This window comes from Rhodococcus sp. (in: high G+C Gram-positive bacteria), from assembly GCF_049591685.1.
In the GTDB taxonomy this organism is placed as follows: domain Bacteria; phylum Actinomycetota; class Actinomycetes; order Mycobacteriales; family Mycobacteriaceae; genus Rhodococcoides.
This window is the reverse complement of sequence record NZ_JBAWFH010000508.1, coordinates 1-4,610: the sequence shown is the minus strand read 5'-3', so window position 1 is coordinate 4,610 and position 4,610 is coordinate 1. Positions and strand designations below refer to the sequence as shown.

Here is a 4,610-nt window from a genome sequence, read left to right as displayed (position 1 = left end):
GCGGTGAGTAGGCGCCGGTGACATCTGTGGTGGGAGGCGGCCCTCGTATCGAGGCAGGGTTTGGGGAAACCGAAGAGCTCTATCGACTGATGCGTGTGGTTGTGCGTTGTTGTTCAGCTCTGACCAGTCCTCCGCCGATGATCAGCCGTTGTATTTCGCTCGTTCCTTCGTAAAGCCGGAGCAGGCGTACATCGCGGTAGATGCGTTCGACGGGCACATCGCGCATGTAGCCTGTGCCGCCGTGGATTTGCACGGCGAGGTCTGCGACGTTGCCGGCCATTTCGGTGCAGAACAGTTTCGCGGTCGAAGGTGCGATGCGTCGGTCGGTGTTATCGACCCAGTCGCGTGCTGCTTGGCGTACGAGTGCTCGGCCTGCCATGACTCCGGTTTGTTGATCGGCGATCATCGCTTGGACCAGTTGAAAATTTCCGATGGGCTGACCACCCTGGGTGGATCCTGCGGCATAGGCGACGGATTCGTCGAGTGCACGTTGGGCTTGCCCGACCGCGAGGGCAGCGATGTTCACCCGTCCCCGCGCGAGGGACGCCAAGGCCGCTTTGTATCCGATGTCGTTGTTTCCGCCGACGAGTGAATCTTCGCCGACCCTCACGTTTGTGAAGGTGACGTCGGAGGTGTTCGAGCCTTGCTGCCCCATCTTGGCATCTTTGATTCCGACCTGTATTCCTGCGCTGTCGGCCGGAACGAGGAAGACGGCAATGCCAGTTCCTGCAGCAGGTTTCGGGTCGAGTTGCGCGAAAACTACGAAGAGATGTGCGGTGGGTGCGTTGGTGATGAAACGTTTGCTGCCGTTGATGACCCAGCCGGACCCGTCTTCGTCTGTGGTTGCGGTCGCGGTGGTTTTCAGTCCGGCAGGGTTCGATCCTGCTCCGTCCTCGGTCAGCGCGAACGAGGCGACGATCTCGCCGGTGGTCATTCCGGGGAGCCAGATGGCTTTCTGTTGTTCCGTCCCGAACCCGACGAGTACTTGGCCGGCGATGCCGTTGTTGGTGCCGAACATCGATCGCAGAGACAACGAGGTGTAGCCGAGTTCCATGGCCAGTTCGACGTCTTGGACGAGGTCGAGGCCGAGCCCGCCCCACTGTTGCGGAATGGCGTAGCCGAACAGCCCCATATCGGCGACCTGCTTGCGCAGGTCTGCGGGGATGGCATCGCTGTTCATGATTTCGAGTTCGCGTGGGACCGCTCGGGTCCGTACGAAATGGGAAACTTGCTTGAGGATGTCCGCGAAGACATCGTCGGGTACCTCCGGGTTCATGGTGTGCACGATGAGTCCTAATTCCTTCGGGATGCGTGTGTGAACGTGAGCGGCATGGCGCCCGGGGGCGAGGCGCACTGATCCGGTGTGCGCTGTACCAGCCAGTAATACGGGAATCGCGCTAGAGCTATTTGCGTGAAGGCGACGGCGCGGGCCCGCCGATCTTGCGTCTGCCGCCGTTGTCCGTTCGGCGAAAGACGGAGTCAGGTCTTCAACATCTGTTCGCGAATATGGGTGCGGTTGATCTTGCCGGTGGGCATTCGGGGGATGGCGGATGTGACTCGGTATTCGCGCGGTCTTTTGTAACCGGCGAGCACGTCGCGAGCGTAGGACTCGACGGCCTGAGCCAGTCGCAAAGGGTCGGCGCTGTCGACTGGTTGGATCAGCGCCACGACCCGTTGCCCCCACTCCTGGTCCGGCACACCGATGACGACGACATCCTGGACCTGCGGATGGTTGTGCAGCGCCAGTTCGATCTCGGCCGGATATATGTTGACCCCTCCGCTGAGTATCAGGTCGCTTCGGCGGTCGAGGATGTACAGACGGCCGTGTTCGTCGAGTCGCCCGATGTCCCCAAGCACCACTGCGCCGTTCGGCCGTGCTTGCTGAGTTTTGGCCTCGTCTCCGATGTAGTGGAATTCTGGACTGCCCGCGACACGGATCAGTCCCTCCTGCCCGGGAGCAACGGGGTTGCCCTCGTCGTCGCAGATGTCGACGTCGTACCCGGGGCGTGCGCGGCCGACGGTTCCTGGCGCGTCCAGCCATTCTTCACTCGTTGTGGTGGTCGTCACCGAGCATTCGGTGGATCCATAGAATTCCGACAGTATCGGTCCCCACCAGTGGATCATCTGTTGTTTCACTGCAACGGGGCAGGGCGCGCCCGCGTGGACCACGCGCCGCATCGTGCTCGTATCGAACCGGCTGCGCTGTTCGGGCGGAAGGTTGAGCAGCCGGGAGAACATCGTGGGAACCAAGAACGATTCGGTCATCCCGGTGGTTCCGGCGAAGTCGAGGAACTGTGCAGCGTCGAATCGCTGTCCTGGCGCGATGACAACGGTGACGCCGCGGGCGAGTGCGCCGACGACCATCCCGTTGGGGGCGGCGTGGTAAAGCGGCGCGATCACCACATGTACCCCTGGCCCGCGGTCGAGCCTCATCGGTGACCACGCAATGCGTGATTTCGCGCTTTCCTCCTCCGGTGTCGTTCCAGCCAGTGGTCGTCGAATTCCTTTCGGACGGCCCGTCGTACCCGAGCTGTAGAGAATCAAAGAGCCGGCGCGCCGATCTTCCGGATCCGAGTCCGGTCGGTCGGTCCACGACCGAGTCCAATCACGTTTTCCGGCATCGACGTTGGCGACGCAAGTGGCGGTGGGCAGCCCAGCTTTTTCTGCTGCGGTGTCGACCGTGGCCAGGAATTCGTTGCTGGTCACCACCAGCGCAGGCTCGGCGTCACCGAGTACGTAAGCGATGTCGTCGACAATAAAGTGGTGATTGATGGGCAGGATGTAGCGTGCGGTGCTCAGCGCGGCCAATTCGATGACGAGTAGTTCCCAGCAGTTGCGTAGAACTACAGCGATGGTCTGCCCCCGTGCGATACCCGCGGCGTCCCAGCCGGCGCAGATCTGGCCGACGATCGCCCGCAATTCCCCGAAGGTGAAGCTGCGGTCGCCGTCCACGAGGGCGCATCTGTCGGGGTCGGTGCGCGCAACGGTGAACCAACTCATGTTCGGGCCTCGTACGTGGTGGTGGGTTCAGTGGTCATTGTGTGATGCCAGCGAGATCGGTCACGCCGAAACGCTCGCGGACGCCGCGCAGTACTTTCTGGTAAGACTGCGTATCGACGTAGTTGGCGTGACGCGGTGAGTCGATGTAGTGCTTGCCCCCACGCAGATCCGGTCGATCGCTGCGCTTCATTTCCACGAACGCCTGCTTGTCGTCGCCGACGAGTGTGAGGTCCATGGCCACCAATTGGGCCATTTCTTCGAATCGTTTGTAGGCTGCGTCCGCGAACTCGATGAAACCGACCACGTACAGCGAGTCGATGGTGCGGCTGAAGACGTTCAGGTAGAGCTGGGGGCGTCCGCTCGTCCACTCGATCAGGGTGTCGTCGATGAACGGGATCTTGTAGTCGTAGCCGGTGGCCAGCAAGATGACGTCGATTTGCTCGCGGGATCCGTCTCGGAAGACCACGTCCGAACCGTCGAGTCGTTCGACGTCCGCCTTGGCTGTGATGTCGCCATGGTTGAAGTGGTGGATGATTTGATCGTTGACGATGGGATGTGAGGCCATGGCGTCATGGTCGGGGGCCGGGAGCCCGAATCGCGTCACGTCGCCCACAAGAGCGTCGAGCAAATCGTTCATGTTCTCCGGCAACGTGATTCCGGCGGGAGCTTTCCTACCGGACTTCGAGAACACGTCCAGTGGCATTCCAAAGATGTGTTTCGGGATGAATCGGTAACCGCGTCGCACACTCAAGAATGCTTTCTCCGCGCTCACCGCTGCGTCGCATGCGATGTCGACACCGGAGTTGCCTGCGCCGACGATCAGCACGTTCTTGTTCGAGAAGATGGAGCTGTCGACGTACTCGCGGGAATGCAGGATCGTTCCGGTGAACGATTCTTGGCCGGAAAGGTGCGGAAGGTTTTCGTGCCACGTCACCCCGGTTGCTACGACGAGCGCTTTGTACCGTCGTCGCTGTCCGCCGACCGTAACGGTCCACGTCCCGTCGTCCGAGAGTTCGGCGCGTTCTACCGAGGTATCGAAAGTGATGTTTTCGTAGAGCTTTTCGGCTGCAGCGAACTGCCGGATGTAGTCTCGGATGTTCTTCCACGACGGGTAGTCGGGATACGACTGCGGCATCGGGGAGCCGTAGAAGCCGCTGCTGTACCTCGAACTGATGAAGTGGGCGGTTCTGTATATCGGGCTTCCTGGGTTGTCCATGTCCCAGATCCCACCGACATCGGAGTGTTTTTCGAAGACGTCGAACGGCACGCCGGCGCTCCGCAGTTGCCGTGCCGTGACCAGGCCGGAGGGGCCGGCCCCGATGATGCACACCCGGTCGGTCAAATCGATGTCGTCGCTCACGAGTAGTCCTCTGGTTGTTTTTTCATGTGGTTGAAGCATCGCGTCGTACTTTGACTTTGTCAAGCGACTAAGTCAATGAATCGGTTTGGGCGCGCTCGTTCGAGATGTAGGTCATGTGACTTAGACTGGGGTGCGAATAAGTCATCGCCCCAGTCGGCGTTCGGAGTTGGGAGATCACGTGGCACGCGTACCGGTAGAGCAGCGGCGTCGAGATTTGGTCGAGGCTGCGTTTCAGGTCATGGCCCGAGAC

Annotated in this window: 4 protein-coding genes; all 4 read right to left on the bottom strand. The window is 61.0% G+C overall.

The window, feature by feature from the left end:
• Window positions 1–79: 79 nt before the first annotated feature.
• Window positions 80–1,276 carry an acyl-CoA dehydrogenase family protein gene (locus tag WBQ44_RS20835; protein ID WP_495568570.1) on the bottom strand — a complete coding sequence of 399 codons (1,197 nt, stop codon included), beginning with the start codon at window positions 1,274–1,276 and terminating at the stop codon, window positions 80–82.
• 203 nt (window positions 1,277–1,479) lie between these two features.
• Window positions 1,480–3,000, bottom strand: coding sequence for an AMP-binding protein (locus WBQ44_RS20830; RefSeq protein WP_495568569.1), 1,521 nt, complete (start codon window positions 2,998–3,000; stop codon window positions 1,480–1,482).
• Between the two features lie 34 nt (window positions 3,001–3,034).
• A complete protein-coding gene (locus tag WBQ44_RS20825) occupies window positions 3,035–4,360 on the bottom strand; it encodes a flavin-containing monooxygenase (RefSeq protein ID WP_495568568.1) in 1,326 nt (441 codons plus the stop codon).
• A 67-nt stretch (window positions 4,361–4,427) separates the two neighbouring features.
• Window positions 4,428–4,610, bottom strand: a 183-nt coding sequence (locus WBQ44_RS20820) for a hypothetical protein (RefSeq protein WP_495568567.1), incomplete at its 5' end; no start/stop codon positions are given.